The organism is Mesorhizobium sp. M0968 (assembly GCF_040319065.1).
In the GTDB taxonomy this organism is placed as follows: domain Bacteria; phylum Pseudomonadota; class Alphaproteobacteria; order Rhizobiales; family Rhizobiaceae; genus Mesorhizobium.
The window spans coordinates 20,305-36,043 of record NZ_JAMYNL010000027.1; the positions used below are offsets into that span (position 1 = coordinate 20,305).

General features: G+C 55.2%; 14 protein-coding genes. All 14 read right to left on the reverse strand.

Annotation, left to right across the window (positions count from 1 at the left end; all coding sequences use genetic code 11):
• Nucleotides 1-2 precede the first annotated feature (2 nt).
• Complete coding sequence (gene cysD, locus NKH67_RS28625; RefSeq protein WP_352473302.1) at nt 3-908, reverse strand: sulfate adenylyltransferase subunit CysD; 906 nt, start codon at nt 906-908, stop codon at nt 3-5.
• 389 nt (nt 909-1,297) lie between these two features.
• Nucleotides 1,298-2,614, reverse strand: a complete 1,317-nt coding sequence (locus NKH67_RS28630) for an O-antigen ligase family protein (protein WP_352473304.1) — start codon at nt 2,612-2,614, stop codon at nt 1,298-1,300.
• A complete protein-coding gene (locus NKH67_RS28635; RefSeq protein ID WP_352473305.1) occupies nt 2,611-3,714 on the reverse strand; it encodes a tetratricopeptide repeat protein in 1,104 nt (367 codons plus the stop codon). The genes NKH67_RS28630 and NKH67_RS28635 overlap by 4 nt, the downstream gene beginning before the upstream one ends.
• 37 nt (nt 3,715-3,751) lie before the next feature.
• A complete protein-coding gene (locus tag NKH67_RS28640) occupies nt 3,752-6,136 on the reverse strand; it encodes a GumC family protein (RefSeq protein WP_352473307.1) in 2,385 nt (794 codons plus the stop codon).
• Between the two features lie 50 nt (nt 6,137-6,186).
• Nucleotides 6,187-6,975 carry a polysaccharide biosynthesis/export family protein gene (locus NKH67_RS28645; protein WP_352473356.1) on the reverse strand — a complete coding sequence of 263 codons (789 nt, stop codon included), beginning with the start codon at nt 6,973-6,975 and terminating at the stop codon, nt 6,187-6,189.
• On the reverse strand, nt 6,975-7,784 hold the full coding sequence (locus NKH67_RS28650) for a tyrosine-protein phosphatase (RefSeq protein WP_352473308.1): 810 nt from the start codon (nt 7,782-7,784) through the stop codon (nt 6,975-6,977). Before NKH67_RS28650 ends, NKH67_RS28645 begins: the two co-directional genes overlap by 1 nt.
• 547 nt (nt 7,785-8,331) lie before the next feature.
• Nucleotides 8,332-8,823 (reverse strand): hypothetical protein, encoded by a 492-nt coding sequence (locus NKH67_RS28655; protein WP_352473310.1) that lies wholly within the window; start codon nt 8,821-8,823, stop codon nt 8,332-8,334.
• A 268-nt stretch (nt 8,824-9,091) separates the two neighbouring features.
• The gene (gene rfbD, locus NKH67_RS28660; RefSeq protein ID WP_352473311.1) at nt 9,092-9,973 is read right to left on the reverse strand and encodes a dTDP-4-dehydrorhamnose reductase; all 882 of its coding nucleotides are present in this window, start codon (nt 9,971-9,973) and stop codon (nt 9,092-9,094) included.
• Entirely contained in the window at nt 9,970-11,040 is a 1,071-nt protein-coding gene (gene rfbB, locus NKH67_RS28665; protein WP_352473313.1) for a dTDP-glucose 4,6-dehydratase, read from the reverse strand. Before rfbB ends, rfbD begins: the two co-directional genes overlap by 4 nt.
• Nucleotides 11,041-11,069: 29 nt before the next feature.
• Nucleotides 11,070-11,621 (reverse strand): dTDP-4-dehydrorhamnose 3,5-epimerase, encoded by a 552-nt coding sequence (gene rfbC / locus NKH67_RS28670; protein ID WP_502893823.1) that lies wholly within the window; start codon nt 11,619-11,621, stop codon nt 11,070-11,072.
• A gap of 5 nt (nt 11,622-11,626) precedes the next feature.
• Entirely contained in the window at nt 11,627-12,508 is an 882-nt protein-coding gene (gene rfbA / locus NKH67_RS28675) for a glucose-1-phosphate thymidylyltransferase RfbA (protein WP_352473317.1), read from the reverse strand.
• A gap of 38 nt (nt 12,509-12,546) precedes the next feature.
• The gene (locus tag NKH67_RS28680) at nt 12,547-13,662 is read right to left on the reverse strand and encodes a glycosyltransferase family 4 protein (RefSeq protein WP_352473319.1); all 1,116 of its coding nucleotides are present in this window, start codon (nt 13,660-13,662) and stop codon (nt 12,547-12,549) included.
• A 6-nt stretch (nt 13,663-13,668) separates the two neighbouring features.
• The gene (locus NKH67_RS28685) at nt 13,669-14,733 is read right to left on the reverse strand and encodes an EpsG family protein (protein ID WP_352473320.1); all 1,065 of its coding nucleotides are present in this window, start codon (nt 14,731-14,733) and stop codon (nt 13,669-13,671) included.
• Between the two features lie 85 nt (nt 14,734-14,818).
• The gene (locus NKH67_RS28690; protein WP_353032308.1) at nt 14,819-15,727 is read right to left on the reverse strand and encodes a glycosyltransferase family 2 protein; all 909 of its coding nucleotides are present in this window, start codon (nt 15,725-15,727) and stop codon (nt 14,819-14,821) included.
• Nucleotides 15,728-15,739 lie beyond the last annotated feature (12 nt).

Below are 15,739 nucleotides of genomic sequence, written 5' to 3' on the forward strand. Positions count from 1 at the left end.
ACTCAGAAATACCCCTCGCGCTTCTTCTTTTCCATCGAGCCGGCTTCATCACGGTCGATCAGGCGACCTTGCCGCTCGGAAGTACGCGCCGTGAGCATTTCGCCGACTATCGCCTCCAGAGTGTCGGCCTCCGAGTCGATCGCGCCGGTCAGCGGATAGCAGCCGAGCGTGCGGAACCGCACCATCCGGTTCTCCACTGTTTCGCCGGGCCGCAGCTGCATACGCTCATCATCCCTCAGGATGAGCATGCCATCGCGCTCGACGACCGGCCGCTCCTTGGCCAGATACAGGGGCACGATCGGGATGTCTTCCTGAAGAATGTACTGCCAGATGTCGAGCTCGGTCCAGTTCGACAACGGGAACACCCTGATCGATTCACCGGCAGCGACGCGGGTGTTGAAAATCTTCCACATCTCCGGCCGCTGGTTCTTCGGATCCCAGACATGCTGGGCGTTGCGGAACGAGAAGATGCGCTCCTTGGCGCGCGACTTCTCCTCGTCGCGCCGCGCGCCGCCGAAGGCTGCGTCAAACCCGTATTTGTCGAGCGCCTGCCGCAGCGCAACCGTCTTCATTACATGGGTGTGGGTGTTGGAGCCGTGGTCGAACGGATTGATGTTGTCGCGCACGCCGTCTTCATTGACATGGACGAGGAGGTCGAAGCCGAGCTTTTGCTGCATCTGGTCGCGAAAGGCGATCATCTCGCGGAATTTCCAGGTCGTGTCGACATGGAGAAACGGAAAGGGCGGCTTGGCCGGATAGAAGGCTTTCATCGCCAGATGCATGAGCACGGACGAATCTTTGCCGACCGAATAGAGCATCACCGGCTTGGCGAAGACCGCGGCCACCTCTCGAAAGATATGGATGGATTCAGCCTCAAGCCGCTGAAGGTGCGTAAGTGCGATGTTCATGGACTGCGAGCGTTCTTTCGTACCGATCCACGAAGGGCCTGTATCATCAACGGGCGCGTTCTTCAGCCGCCTGGTTCAAGCTGCACTTCTGGACAATCTATTTCTCGTGCGGGCGTTCTAGCAGATCGTTCCTGGGCAGAACAATGCAAGACAAGCCTGCGGCCGAATGGTTCGGGAATGAATTTTCCATTCAGCCGGCAAGATCCGGAAATTTCTGCTCAGCGAGCGACGCGGTTGCGAGGGGCAGGAAAATATTGCCTGCGTCGGGGAGGGCAATCGCCAGGAGCCGGCGGTCAGAGTGCCCTCAGCGCACACCCGCCATGCGGCCAAGCGGCAACTGAGAGTCGTCCCGCCTCACTCAGGCGATGCCAGTCGTGCCGACGAGCCCGCTAAGACGACGTTCCGATGGGAACAAGTAGCCTGTCACCGTTGTGGTCGATCTCGATCATCTCGCTTTTGCGGCCCGATCGTTCCGCAAATCCTTTGTGGAAGATGATCGCGTTCATATAGGCGAAGGTCATGACCAGCGCCTCGGTTCGCAACGGATAGTCAACTAGCGAATGAATGAGCAGGAACGACACAGACAGAAAAGCAGCTTTCTGGATTGGGTCATGACGAATCCTAATTAAATAGGCAGAAAATAATGACAAATAAGCTATCATCAACATGACAGCAACAATTCCGCCTTCGAGGGCAATCTCAAGAAAATCATTATGGGCATGATTAACGTATTGCCTGAAAATCATACCCTCCCTTTCGTATACTTGATAGACTTTCTGGAAATTTCCAAATCCGACTCCTGTCTCCCAATTGTCCTTGATTCCCTCGATTGTGGTTCGCGCAAATTCTCCGCGCCCGAAGGCCGGATCGATCACGTCCGCATCGATCTTCGTCCACGCGCCGATGGTGTAGACCGAGAGCCCGATGAACATTGCAAGAATCCACAACCCACTGATCCTGGATCTTGCTGATAGAAACACAACGGACAATACCGTGATTGCCAGGCCGAGCAGAACACCGGCACGCGAACCTGCCGCCAAGAGCAGCAGCAAAAGTGTGAGCAGGCCGAGTAATCCCGACAAGAGATGTCCGCGGAAGAGACCGTAATAGATAACGAAAGGAATGGATACAAAAAGCAAAGCCGAAAAGTGATTCCCGTTGGCAAAAAGTCCTGCATTTATAGTAAAAGGCAACAACCCCACAATAGCGACTGTGTCCGACAGGGAGTATTGTATCGCTCCTGCCAATCCATTGCAGACTACACCCATGAAGAAAAAGGGAAGAAGCGCGCTGACCTGCTCGGCACGCAAGCGCAATACGGCTAGAAAAAAACCCGCTGCGGCCGCAAGATAAAGCAGACATTCAACTGTGCGACCGACACCAACGCTGATAAAGCGAAATTTTGTGTCCCCGACCCACTGATCTCCAAGCAGCAGTTCCGGCCGCGTGCCCTTGAATATAGCCGCCGGCAATGGGATGATTTGGACGATCCCGAGTCCGATTGCGAAGAGCAGCAGCCACAAAACCGAATGGGCAGTTCTCTGGCCCGGCGTTTGCGAAAAGACGGCCGCGGCCGAAACTATCGCCGCGACCTCGATCAGAGTGTCTGTGTAAAGGCCGCTCGCAGTACCACCGCCGATCAGCAGCGATACAAACAAGACCGTGCCGAGGAGATATTTATCCCATTCCGTCGACCGATCGTTCAAGATGGATTTCTCTCGATGCTCAATTTGTGCATAACCAACGTACCGACATAGCGAAATCGCCAGCTCTCGGCTATGGCGCTGGTCTGCAGCGTCAGCAATTGCAGGGGGCAGCCAGCGGGTCCGGCCGAGACATCCTGAGTCAGTGTTTGACGACTATACGTGCCCTCCGGAATGTTGAACCGCGCAATTTCGCCTGCCGGATCGGCGCACCTAATCGACCAGAACAGTCCCTTCGGAAGCTTTAGACCTCTAGCGGAGGCTATCAGGGAAATCCTGTACGCGCCTGGGGGCAGCGCTACGTATTGCTGAAGAGCTGCGTTCTTGACGGGCGTATTTAGAAATCGGACTATAGCGCCGCCCCCGGCTGGATCCTGCGGTGTAGTAAATGAAACTTCCACTCCCGACTGATGGCCTAGTTGCCAATCGAAAGGCTTTCCGCCAGATACTGGCTCAAAGGTACTGTTGAAAATGTATCCGCCCAACTTTCGTTCTTCATCAGACTGGCTGAAAAGAAACAACCGATAGGCTGCTTCATATTTCCTCAGGCGAATATAGCCGCCAATTACGGTAGAAAGTTCGCTTGCATTGCCTGGCGTACTGGAGCCACTCATATCCAGCAACAAGCGATTTGCGGAGTCGAGACCCTCAGAGGTTTTGCCAAGGTTAGCAAACAAATTGGCTCTCCAGGGCGCCTCCGCTCTGACGGCTGCCAACACGGCCTGGTATCCATCAGGATTGGAAAGGATTCTCGGCAGCCCCTCGGCGACGGCCGGAAATCGATCGGGCCATCGCCGGAGCAATATGTCGATCTCATTGACCGCCTTTGATAGTTCGCCTGTTTCGATCGAGTGGCCAATGGATCTCTGGAGGGCGAGGATTTCAGTTTTGGACAATTTTCGAGCCTGGTCGAAAAGCTCATAGGCTTTTTTTGTATCGCCCTGACGATATTTGATCTCCCCAATCAGACTATAGAGACGCGCGTCCGCGAGATCAAAGCGAAGCCCACTTCCGGCTCTGGAAAGCAATAGATCCAGATCGGGAGGATTGTTCGGGTCGTTCAGGTCACTTGTGATCTCAGCTATCAGTGCGTCGACGTTCAACGGATCTAGCACAAGCGAAACGGCTGGCGCCTCGGGTTCAAGAAACCGACTTAGCCCGATCGAGGAAGCCACCAACGCTAGAACGGACGCGACGAACCAAACGACGGAACGCCGGAGATTTAGCATGAGCGGGCTTGCTTGCTCCATCATATACATTGCCCTCAATCTTCGGAGTACTCGTGTCCGTGCCGTAGTTATAATACTGGTAGTTCATATATTTGTAGGCGTAATTGTAGTCGAACTTGTTGACCGCGAACTTGGACATAGCAGCCCCAACCACGTTCGCTCCAGCGGCACGAAGGCGCTTCAATGCTGTCTTGGCCGACTTGCGCGTCACCTGATTGGTAGAGATGACCATTAATGTCCCCTCCGCAAGTCTGCTCAGGATGGGGGCATCCGAGAGGCCGACGACCGGCGGCGCGTCAATTATGACAAGGTCAAAGCGCTTGCTAAGGTTAGTAAGGATCAGCGCCATTTTCGGTGACGAGAGCAGATCCGCGGGGTTTGGCGGGATCGTTCCAGAGGTGAGAACGGTCACATTGGGAAATTTAGTCCCCCTGAAAATGCTCGCCAGATCTTCTTTGCGGACGGTGTTTGTTAGGAGATTGCTGAGCCCAATGGTGTTGTCGAGACCAAACAGGCGATGAAGGTTTGGTTTTCGAAGATCGCCATCGACGATGAGAACTCTTGCGCCAAGGGCAGCAAAGTCTTGACCGAGTTTGAAAGAAGTGGTCGACTTGCCCTCCGACGGTTCCGAACTCGTGACTAGCAACGATCGCGGAGCGCCTTCCGCACCGGAGAATTGCAACGATGTTCGAAGCGAACGGTAAGCCTCGGACAGGCCGGATTTCTGGTCGGCGATGCTGGCAATGAGCTCCCGGTCATCGACGAGCGGCAAGATACCGAGCATCGGCAATCCCAGTTCCTTTTCAATCTGCTCAGGATTGGAGAACGTATTGTTCAACAGCTCGATAATGTAAATGATCGCAGCACCTAGGGCGAGAAACACGGCTAGTGCAACCGCAAGATTAATGCTTAAGCGCGGCGAATAAGGAGTATTCGGCTGCGCGGCAAAATCAACAATCGCCGCGCTCTGGGTCTTCAGTTCAGAGCTGACACCAACCTCATTTAGCTTGGCGATCAAGCTGTCATATTGCGACCGATTGGAATCCACCTCGCGCTTCAAAATCGTATATTTAATGTTCTTGTCGTTGAACACGACCTGCTGCTTTTCCATCTCGGCAAGCTTGGACCTAAGATCCGCTTCCTTGTTCTGTGCCTCCTGATATTTCAACCGCAGCGAGTCCGTTATAGCCAGAACGCCGTTATTATAGAGCCGCTGCAACTCCTTAATTTGCGACTGAAGTTGCTGCATCTCAGGAAAACCGGGTTTCAAGATGCCCAGCTTCTGTTGGTACTGGCTGGTCAAATCCGCCAGTTTATCGCTCAGCTTCTGCAGGCCTTCGCTTTCCAAGACCGGGCTGAGGCTTGATCCGCGGCCCTTGTCTATCTGGTCGACCATCCGTCCGGCATCGAGACGTTCTTGAATAGCGGTCGCGAGCGCCGTGTTTAATGCTTCGATGTTCGACCCTATCAGCGACTTGTCGTTGCCCGTTATTGTGATGCCAGCATCCTTCGCATAGGCGACCAATTCTTCTTCCGATTTCTGAAGTTTCTGCTTTACCTGCAAAACCTGTTCCTGGATGAACTGTCGCGCTAGGTCGGAAGTTTCGCTTGTCTGATCGAGGCGTTGATCGATAAAGCTTTGCGCGACCTGGTTAGCAACATCGCTCGCATACTGCGGCTTTTGATCGACAAACGTGATCGATAGTAGGCTTGTGTTGGGGACCAGATTGACCGTGAGGTCTTTTATAACGCGACGGATTGCGATCTCTTCGCGTTGCTCCGGAGTTTTGTCTTCAATAGAAGGCGATTTCGAAATCCTGAACGCGCGATAGAAGATGTTGCTAAGAGAGAAGTCGGCGGTCGGAAACAGGAAGTTCGGCTTTTCGCTCAGACCGAGTTGGAATACTACGCGCTGCGCCAATGCACGGCTCTTGAGCTTTTCACGAGCTGTTAAGAAGGCGCGGACATCAGCATTTTCCGAAACAACCTCAATGTCCTGAAAGACCTTGGCAGACGGGACCAGCACTTCCAATTGCGTTGTGGCCTGATACTTCGGAGTTTGCATCATGGTGATGATGACGCCGGCTACAAGCCCAGCTGCTGCCATCATCACGATCAACCATCGGTACTGGACAACGTAAAACAGCAGCCTTAGCGGACTAAAGCCGTCCTCTTGCTCAGAGTGGTCGCGGCCGTAAGGGCCATAGTTTTGCGGACCGTCATAATACAGATCTGCCGACACGGCCTGGCCATGCCGTGGAGCGGCAATTTGCTGCTGCCTGTTGCGATCGAGCATAGCGCGGAATAATCCTAATTTTGCCTATGATTTGGCTGAGCGAATAGCATCTACGGGACTGCTACACTAAGTCGAGCTGCACTTGAAGCAATGCCGAGAGCGTCCTTAAGATTATTCATCGCGATTTTTGATTTGGAGGCGAAAACAACAACCTTGTCACCGCCGTAGATGCGTGGGTTGCGGGCCTTGCCGGCACGAATTGCTTCCACGTTGTAATTTGCAACCAACGTATTTGGGCCGATGTTGCGGTAGACGAAGACCTTGCTCGCATCCCCGATCGGGCTGAAGTTTGCTGCTAGAGCAATCGCGTCTAGAAGGGAGGAGTTGCTCGACACCGGATAAATACCGGCTCTGTTCACCTCCCCGTCGACAGTTATGCGTTGTCCTACAGATTCCTTTACGAAAATCGTCACGTCGGGCGACTGCAGGTATTTGGCGCCGTAGGCGGTTTCTACTTCCTGCTCCAGCTGGCGGACGGTTTTTCCTGCCGCGGTGACAGTGCCGATAAGCGGAAGGGATATCTGGCCGCCAGCATCAACCTGAACCGTTCTGTTCAAGTTATCGACCTGAAACACATTCACTTCAAGCACGTCATTCGGGGACAAAGGCTGTTCACTACCGTTCTGGGTGTTTGCCGGCGCGGGCAGATCTTTTACCATCTGCAGAGCGCCGCCGCCGGAAAGGGGCGTGGTCGAGGATGATGTCAATTGCAGCGCATCGATCGAAGCCGACGAAGGTGAAGTCGTTGACGAAGTGCTCGTGCACGCCGAGATCGCGAGTGAAGCGAGCACGACGAATACGGCGCCGATGCGACTCTTTGCGGACTTCAAAATGCCCATCACGCCGTGCCGCCTTTGAAGAAGCGGCCAAATCCTCCAAAACGGCCGGTGTTGGCGGGGTATGGATTTTTCGGACGTGCCTTTCCGATCGGTTCGATTGGCCGATTTGCCAATATCAGGCCTGGACGCTTCAATACCATGTTACGGGCCTCGTCTTCCCCACATCGTTTGGCAGCAGCAGCAACCGCCTGCGAAAGTCCAGGACGCCGGCGCGTGGCGCTGTGCGTGTCCGATGCAATAATGTCCACCCTACCCTCGTCAATGAGCTTTTCCGAATAATAAAGCGCCGCGCGACCAAAAGCACCAACAATCGAGTCTGCGGTAAGCTGGATAAGGCAGCCCACTGCATTCAGCCTCTCGATAACGTCGTAATTTGTTTTGATCCAAGTTAAACGCTCAGGATGGGTAAGAATCGGTATGAAACCGGCGTTAATGAGGCGTAGAGCAAGTTCCTCCATGCGCGGGGGTAGAACATGATGTGGCGGTTCGAACAGAAAATAGCGGGACCTGTTTAAAGTCGGTACACTGCCGGCCGCCAATCGGTCGGGAAGATCGGGCGCAATGTGAACGTCCGCGCCGACGTAAAGAGCGAGTGGTATTGCGGCGCGGCGCAGCGCCTGGTCCAACTCTTGGACGGCCCGAACGATGTTCGATGTTCCGTTGTCGTATACGCCCGGCGTCACGTGCGGCGTGCACGCCATGTGGGTCGTCCCATCAGCCACCGCCAATCGAGCCATTTCCACCGATTCGGCAAGACTGGGCGAGCCGTCGTCAAGGCCAGGCAAGATATGGGAATGCAGATCGATCATGGGCGCTTGTGACTGCAACGAAGCAGCGTAACGGCGCAATCCCAAAACAACATAAGTACGTTACTCGCAGGCCGGCGCATGACGCATTTGACCTCATGCAATGCGAAGAATGCAGGGTCACAGCTACCGGCTGACAGAGTCACCATCATGCGGGCCAATGATCAGCGCCACACCGCGCGAAACAGCGCCGCCCAACAGAATTCACGCAAGGCCAAGCCCCATCTTGATATGTCCAGCGCCACGCACATACCTCCCTCCCCGGTATCGACTTCGATCATCGCCGGAATATCGAGACTGCAGTTCACGCCGACACGCATCGAAGTGGAAGGTTGCGATCCGGTTCTGTTACGGGCACCGGGTCGGACGGTGCTCCGAGCTGGGTCCTGAAATCCATCAGCCTCAGACATCCGCACGCCGCATCGGCCTTGAGCGATCCAAGCGACTCACGACACCGGCCCGCGATTTAAGGCATCTCTCCTGCCGACAGCAGAGGAAGAGCAGAAGCGCCAGGCACTTCTGCTGCCGTTACCCTATCGGTACAGCCAACTTAGTTGCTGACGCCGTGGTGCTTATTTTCCGTTGCGGCCAGAATGCCAGCCGCACCAGCCATGCCACCGAAGATCAAAAATGGCAATTTGCTCCGGTTAGGATTGTCATTGTTGCCGGAGGGATCAGTGGCAGCCGTATGCTCAGAGCCTACAACGTTTAAGCAAATCTTGTTCTCGACGCGGGAGATATCGAGGCTCGAGTTGGCTGGCAGGCTCAGATTGCATCCACCGACACGAACCGAAGCCGAGCCCTTCGCGCCAACCACGACACGACTACCGAAATCCAACGCGCCCCCCGCTCTTGCCGGGCCGTAGCCAGCCACCTGCGAGATCATTACGTCGCCATGAACATCGCCGAGCGACCCAAGTGGATTTACACCGGAATATGCAGTTGCACAGGTACACGAAGCATCCTCTGCGAAAGATGATACCGGAGCGAAGCCGAGCAAGGCTACGAATCCAGCCAACGCACTTTTGAAAACAACGTTCATCCGTCTCAATCCTTCTGTGCCGCCTTACCTGAGAGGCCCACCCAGCCACTAAGATCTGAAATCAGCGCGTACCAGCTTTTTGCGTCAATTCCAACCTATTTCGCAGGTGCGAGATAATTTTCGGTTTCGGTGTGGTTGATGGAACACACTGTTGGATATTTTAGCGCACTATACTTACAGCCGACGATAGGTTCTCAGCCGATCTGGCCTTCCTGCGTTGCTAGCGCCTTCACGGCACTTGGGCGCATGCAGCGTCTGCGGTCGACCCTCAGTCGACAAGTCTCCTGACCACAGTCCTGCATGATTCCCGCCAACCAGGCGCGCGCCAGCCATAGATGTCCCACAGCTTTTGACAGTTCAGGAGTGAGCTGGCCGGTCGTTTTGCCCTAGTTGGGTATTGGTCGGTGAATAAGTCTTCGACATCCGCCCATGGTCCGCCGACCCGTCGGCTTTCGGCGAATATCTCGCGAGCGAGACCGCTCCAGTTCGTGCCGCCGGCGCTGGCAAGGTGAAATGTCCCGAAATGACCGGGATTTTCTTCACGCTCCACCGCTTTCGCGATATGAAGAATGCCGTCTGCGATATCGAGGGCAGACGTTGGGTTGCCGAATTGGTCGGAGACGACGCGGACTGTTTTTTGGTCTTTTGCCAGAGTGAGCATAGTCTTGACGAAATTGCGCCCGAACGGGCTGTGTACCCAGGCGGTACGCAAGATCACATGACGGCCATTGGCCGCGGCTACCGCTGCCTCGCCATCAAGCTTGGTACGACCATAGACCCCGGTCGGGCCAGTGGTGTCAGTTTCGATGTAAGCGCCGGCTTTCTTCCCGCCAAACACATAGTCGGTCGAAAGGTGGATAACGGGAGCACCTATTTCGGCCGCTGCAGCGGACACGGCACGTGCTCCCAACACATTGATCGCCTGCACCGTGTCGGGTTCGTCCTCGGCTTGGTCAACGGACGTGTAAGCTGCGGCGGAGACCACAATATCGGGCTCGCAGGCAAGGATTGTCGACCTGACTGAGTTGCGATCAAGTAGATCAAAGTCAGGACGACCCGTGACGATCAATTCGACGCCCGGAATAACCGAGGCGCGCTCAGCTAGGCTGCGCGCAACCTGCCCATGGCGGCCTGAGACAAGAATTCTCACGACAATGCCTTTTCCGCTGCACCTAGTCTCTGACCGGCATAACGGCTGCTGCGGATGGGTTCCCACCACCAAGGATTGTCCAGATACCATCGGATGGTCTTGGCAAGGCCAGTCTCGAATGTCTCGGCTGGCGTCCAGCCCAGATCGCGCTCGATCTTGGACGCGTCGATCGCATAGCGCCGATCATGGCCGGGGCGGTCAGCCACGAACGCGATCAGGTCGCGATAGCATGCTCCGCCGCGCCGCGGTCTAAGGCTATCCAGCGTCCGGCAAATCGTCTCCACAACGCTGAGATTGCTGCGCTCGCAACGCCCGCCAACATTATAGCTGTCGCCCGGCCTTCCTTTGGTCGCGACCAGTTCCAGTGCCCGCGCATGATCGTCCACGAACAGCCAGTCTCGCACATTTGCGCCAGTGCCATAGACGGGCAGCGGCTTCTCCTCCAGCGCGTTGAGGATGACTAAGGGGATCAGCTTTTCAGGGAAATGAAACGGGCCATAATTGTTCGAACAGTTGGAAAGGACCACCGGAAGCCCGTATGTCTGGTGCCAGGCGCGAACCAGATGATCCGATGCGGCCTTGGACGCAGAATAAGGGGACGACGGCGCATATGCGGTTTGTTCCGTGAAGAAGCTGCCGTCGAATGGCAGATCCCCGAACACTTCGTCTGTCGAGACATGATGGAAACGAAAGGTCTCTTGGCGCTCGGCGGACAGCTGCTGCCAATGGGCCAAAGCAGCCGAGAGCAGCTTGAAGGTGCCGACGATATTTGTCTCGACGAAAGCTGCCGGGCCGTCGATCGAGCGATCCACATGGCTTTCGGCGGCAAGATGCATGACAACATCGATGTCATTGTCGCACAGGATCTCAGAAATTGCATTTTCGTCGCAAATGTCGGCCCGCACGAAGCGGTAGTTGGGATGGTTTTCGATCTGGCGTAGTGAAGCGAGATTCCCAGCATAAGTCAGCTTGTCGACGTTCACAACGCGATGGTCGGCATTTCCGCATAAATGCCGGCAAACCGCCGATCCAATGAAGCCCGCCCCGCCCGTTACCAATATGTTCATCCAAAAGCCCCTCGCTAGCCGTGATCGACCTAGTCAAAAATCTCGGCTTCGGCGAGACCCGGCGCATCACGATCCTTACCCGAGAGTACAAACCCGTTCGGAAAGGTCGGCCACTCGATCCCAATGGCCGGATCATCAAAGCGAATGCCACGATCTTGCGTTGGCGAATACGGGTTCGTCACTTTGTAGATCACCTCCGTATTCTCCGTCAGGGTGACGAAGCCATGTGCGAATCCGGTCGGCACCAGTATCTGGTTCCACTTCTCCGCCGATACCTCCAGCGATATCCATTTGCCGAAGCTCGGGGATCTCTTCCTGATGTCGACCGCTACATCGAGGATCGCGCCCCGCACGACGCGCACGAGCTTGGCTTGTGCAAAAGGGGGCAGTTGGTAATGGAGCCCCCTGAGAACGCCTGCTGCAGTAGAGAGGCTGTGATTGTCCTGTGCGAAGACGAAATCAATGCCAGCTTCGGCGAGGGCCACTGCATTGTAAGTCTCGGAGAAGAAGCCACGTGCATCGGAAAAGCGCGTTGGCGTGACTTCCAGCACCCCCTCAAGCCCAAGATTGCGAACGTCCACCACGATCAGCCCCGTGCCAGTTCGGTGACCCGGCGGCGCAAATAGCCGGCGTACTCGTTTCTGCCGAGCTTTTCTGCACGCGCCAGAACTGCGTCGGCCGAGATCCAACCCATTTCCAGGCCGATTTCTTCCGGACAGGCGATCTTGATCCCCTGGCGATGTTCAATCGTGCGAACAAAGGAGGATGCGTCGTGCAGGCTGTCGACAGTGCCAGTGTCGAGCCAGGCGAAGCCGCGGCCCAGCCGATGTACATGAAGCGCGCTGCGCTCCAAATAGATGTTGTTCACCGAGGTGATTTCGAGCTCGCCCCTCGCCGACGGCCTGATTGAGGCAGCAATATCGATCACATTATTGTCGTAGAAATAGAGCCCCGTGACCGCCCAGTTTGATTTAGGCTCCTTCGGCTTCTCCTCGATGGTCAGGGCCTTGCTCGTCGCCGCCTCGAAGCTGACCACGCCATACCGCTCTGGATCCTCGACATGATAGGCGAACACGGAAGCGCCTTGAGTCTGCTTCGCGGCAGCCTGGCAGATCGTTGTCAATCCAGCGCCGAAGAAGATATTATCGCCGAGTACCATGGCCACATTGTCCGAACCAATGAAATCGCTGCCGATAATGAAGGCTTCGGCCAGCCCATTCGGCTGTGCCTGTTCGGCATAGGACAGGTTCAGGCCAAACACGCCACCATCCCCTAGCAGCGCCTGAAAGCCTGGAAGATCACGCGGAGTTGAGATGACGAGAATATCGCGAATGCCCGCCTGCATCAGCACGCTCAGCGGGTAGTAGACCATTGGCTTGTCGTAGACCGGTAGCAACTGCTTCGACACGGAGAGCGTCAGCGGATAAAGCCGGGTTCCGCTCCCGCCCGCAAGGATGATGCCTTTCATGCTCGACCTTCGTGTCCGTAACGTCTGGGAATGCTCATTTACACCTCCCCTATCGCATTCAGGTATTTTTGTATTACGAGTCTTTCGTCGAACTCATGTTCGGCCTTCGCGCGACTAGCGTCGCCCATTGCGACTCGCTCGTGCAGGGACAGCGACATGAATTTCAACATTCGATCGGCAAGGTCCCGGGCGTCCCGCGGCTGGCAGAGATAGCCGTTCACACCATCGTCGACCACATTGCGGCACCCGGTCCAATCCGTTGTGATGATTGGCCGGCCCATAGCAGCCGCCTCCAGCAGGCTACGCGGGGTTCCTTCACGATAATAGGACGGTAAGACGACGCAATCGGCAGCCGCGAGATATCCGCGTACGTCGTCTGTAACACCAAGGTATTCCATTACTCCCTCCTTCACCCATTGCTCGATCACCGTTTTCGAGACTGCTGAGGGATTCTGAACGTCAAGAAAGCCAAGCAACTGAAAACGTGCCTGCGCATTCGTCGAGCGCACGATACGCGCGGCTTCGGCAAACTCGCCTACGCCTTTTTCCCAGAGGGCTCGGGCAACCAGGAGGAAAACGCTTTCAGGTCCGTCCTCGCTCGGGCGAGCCCGTGCGGGCATGAAATGCAGCAGGTCCACACCCGAGCCTGGCAGCAGGTCGGACGAACCTGGCATTACGATAGATTTGCGCACAAAATCATCCCGGTCTTCTCGGTTCTGAAAGAATACTCGCCGCGATCCACGCAAAGCATAGCGATAAAGGATTTCCACCAGGCCTTGTATCTTTGATCCCTTTGAAAATGCGACTCCAAGACCGGCGATATTGTTGATGACACTGACACCAAGCATCTTCGCGGCTATAGATCCGTAGATGTTCGGTTTGATCGTGTAACCGAGGTAAACATCAGGTCGGGTTCGCCTGAACAATCTTCTAAACCGCATCAGCAGGGCAAGGTCACCAATTGGCGACGTGCCCATATTGTCCATAGGCATTTCCTCGAAACGACAACCCATCCTCATCAACTGCGCCGCATGCTGCTGATGCGGTGGAGCGACAGCAATAACCTCTATGCCGCGCTCTAGGAAGCTCCGAATGAGCCCAGCGCGGAAGTTGATAAGGTTCCACGCCGTGTTGGCACAAATAATGAGTCGCAAATTCTGTCAACCTTGAAGGAGATAGTTTTGATAGGGAAGCCAATATATAGCATGTGAGCCGAAATTGAACCAGACGTACTGTACGAACGCCGAATATAAAACCACGAGTAGACCCATAAACCGATAAGCTCGTTCGGATCTCCCAAAAGATCCCGGAATTTGTGACAAGACCATGATTTGGATAGGTATTAGGTAGAGTCCCATTCGATCAACAGCTGTCGATGATGGCGAAATAACGAGTGCTGGTACCAGGGCTATCGCGATCAGCGCCATGATGAGCCAAAGCTGCCTCTCGTGCGGACTGAGCAGGAACCGTTTTCTAAAGAAGATAAACAGTGTCGCCGGAATAGCGTTCATTATGACCCGAATTGCGGCGCCACCGGAATCGTACTCACGATCGACATATATATACATCAGCTTGTCAACGCTATCCTGAAGGAGGGCGAAATAGGCCAATATTGCAGCGCAACCTACCCACAACACGGTCCAAACACGACCACGATTCTCGGCAAGAGCCGAGATCGGTATGAGCAGGACGGCCGATTTGTGGAAGGTTGCCGCTATGAGCACCCATAGGACGAATTTGAGGTTGGAACGATCACGACCAAAGGCGACCAGTCCACGCATAGCCAACCCTATCGCCACACCCTGTCTCGTATACCCCATCGCAACGACGATGACCAAGTAAGGTATCGCCACGGCCAGGGCGAGCCAGGGACGTGGCTGGGCCAGTGCGAAGGAAAAAAGCCCCCAACTGAACAAACCCGCACATACGAGGTTGACCAGCCAAACCTCAGGATCCACGCGAGCGCTGATCCAGTTGAGGAGCGCATAGCCCGGGTCCCCCAGTTTTGGAACATCCATGAACACCGTTAAACTGGCTCGAACGAGGTGACCCAGATAGGCGGGCCAATCGGCTCCCACATCGTTGCGAAGACCGACCAGCAAACAAATGGCAAGCCCAGCAATGAAGAACAGCCATCGTTCGCCGGGGTAATCAAGTGCCTTCCCTCTTCGCTCGAAAAGAGCAGCGAAGGCAGGAATGCCGAACATGAGCCAATAAGGAAGCAATGTGGAGGGCCTGTGTCTTTGATTGGATAGATTTCACCAAATGGTTGTTCTCGTCATGCCCCTCGCGGGTGACGTCTAAAGTCGGTCATGGAAAGGGTCCCTTTCCTGAGATGTTTCGAATGCCGTCAAAAGCACCTCGAAATAGCAGCCGAAGTCGGGTCAGCGGATCAGATTTGTACAAGAGAATAACAACCAGATCCTTCATCAGCATCGGAACCAGGCTTATAAATAGTTTTAGCCCGCCTTCTGCCCTTTTCGCTATTAGGATCAAATTTCTAAAATGATAGTACTGGTACCAAGTGGGCTTGTCCGCAATATATATCGATTTTCTCAGGAATTTTGCCTTTCTGTATTCATACGTGTCAGTGAAAGTAGCATCGGCACATATGATCTGCCGCCACTTTCCTTGATTCAAGCAAAGACCGTAGCCTAGGTCCTCCCAACTCATCCAGAGATCGCCCCAGACTTCGATCCCCTCGCGCTGAGGCTGCAAGCTATAGAGCGCGCCGTTCGAGCTGCTCCAAACAACCTCCTCCCCCACAGCAAGTTGAGAAGAAAGCCTTGCTGAAAACAGATGCGGTACCCCGCTCCGACGCGGCTTCTCCCAACTCCCTCCACGGTGTGGTCGAAATCGGTTTGGGTAAACCGCACCGATCCGTTCGCCTGCGTTGCCGGCTTCGACCATGGCTTGGACGGCACGGAGGTCAACCTCGCCGTCATGGTTGATCGCATAACACCACCGTCCGCCGAGGTCCGCCGCCATCTGGAGCCTCTTCTGCAAATTACCGGCAGAACCGAGATTCCGGTCAGCGTTGTGGTACTCGACGGGCCATCCATTCTCTCTAATGGCGGCAGCCAACTGACCGTCACCTAGCGAATCGACCACGACTACCGCCATGAACGGCGTATCGTCATTGGCAAACACCGATCGCAGCAGCGTGAGCACATGCTCCACGGTTCGGAATGTCGAAATTGCGAGGACGACACTTTTCAATGCTTCCGCTTC